1 protein-coding gene and 3 pseudogenes are annotated in these 1,189 nt (G+C 60.1%); 1 reads left to right on the forward strand and 3 read right to left on the reverse strand.

The annotated features are described in order from the left end of the window. Positions 1–254 (forward strand): annotated as a pseudogene (locus tag AC0L3D_RS36690) (transposase); the annotation flags it as partial. 32 nt (positions 255–286) lie between these two features. Here the strand turns inward: AC0L3D_RS36690 and AC0L3D_RS36695 are convergent. The 3 genes and pseudogenes from AC0L3D_RS36695 to AC0L3D_RS36705 form a co-directional block, all read right to left on the reverse strand. Next, a complete protein-coding gene (locus tag AC0L3D_RS36695) occupies positions 287–499 on the reverse strand; it encodes a hypothetical protein (protein ID WP_473647533.1) in 213 nt (70 codons plus the stop codon). Positions 500–545: 46 nt separating this feature from the next. Next, positions 546–766 (reverse strand): annotated as a pseudogene (locus AC0L3D_RS36700) (hypothetical protein); the annotation flags it as partial. 312 nt (positions 767–1,078) lie between these two features. Next, positions 1,079–1,189 (reverse strand): annotated as a pseudogene (locus tag AC0L3D_RS36705) (IS481 family transposase); the annotation flags it as partial.

The raw sequence follows: 1,189 nt of genomic DNA on the forward strand, positions 1-1,189 counted from the left end.
GGCCAGAAGCGCCGCGTCACCCCAGCCATCAAGCGCCAGATGCGGCGGCGGTCGGCGGTCGAGCCCGTCATCGGCCATATCAAGAGCGAACACAGAATGCCCGCAACTACCTCGCCGGCCAGCAGGGCGACGCCCTCAACGCCATCCTGGCCGCCGCCGGCTACAACTTCTCGCTGCTGCTCAGGTGGCTGAAGGATCTTTTGTCGCTCTTGATCGCCCTGCTTCAACTTCGGCCGAAGTCGGTCGCCGCTTAGAGCCCGGATTGTTCACGGTCGACGGATTAATTTTAGAGATAGCAGACCGCAGGGTAAAAGCGTATCGCGATCAATTGGCCTAATATCCGGCGGCAGGAAGATGAGCCAGGCGCCCCTTTGGCGAACCACACTTGGGCGGCGCGCTCGTTCTTGTGGAAGCCGACACGGTCGAGAATGACGACATCGCCGGGCGACAGTTCGGGAGCAAGCTGAGTTTCGACGTAGCGTTCGAAAAAATGCGGCATCCATCGGCGCGTTGACGATCGACGGCGCGACAAGAATACGCGTCTTGCGGTGCGGCTCAAGCACCCTCTTGCGGTGTCCGCCCATCTTGCCCGGCCTAACGGAGCCGGTCGCGCGATGGCGCTGCCACCACTTCACTGCCGTAGAGGCCGCAACGCCTAACCGCTTCGCGGCCGACCGGCGGCTCTCACCACAAAAACCGCCGCCAACAAACGCTCGCGAAGACCATTGGAAGAGGTCGGTTCATCAGATGTTGGCCTCCTCGGCAGCGGTTTGTTCAATCACAAAACCGACAAATCCGGAATCTCTTCGATTCATCAATTTGTGAACCGCTCTTCTCTGACGGGCCTTCACGAGTCAATCCCTTATGAGCTTAATCCCTCGCCGAGGGCTTGCTTCTGTCCGCAGTCGACGCTGGGTCGCTGCTGTATGGGGTCTGCTGAGGACCGGCTGGCCAGCACCTGGGTGCTGCTAGAGTCAATCCCTTATGAGCTTAATCCCTCGCCGAGGGCTTGCTTCTGTCCGCAGTCGACGCTGGGTCGCTGATGTATGGGGTCTGCTGAGGACCGGCTGGCCAGCACCTAGGTGTTTAGTCCCGGCATTTGATGGGTGGGATCGAATCGGAACCGTTCAGGCTCTTTTGCCCAGATTTTGCAGATGAACTCGTGGGGTGTGAGGCCCTTGAGGGTCTT

It is taken from the genome of Mesorhizobium sp. WSM4837, assembly GCF_055811435.1.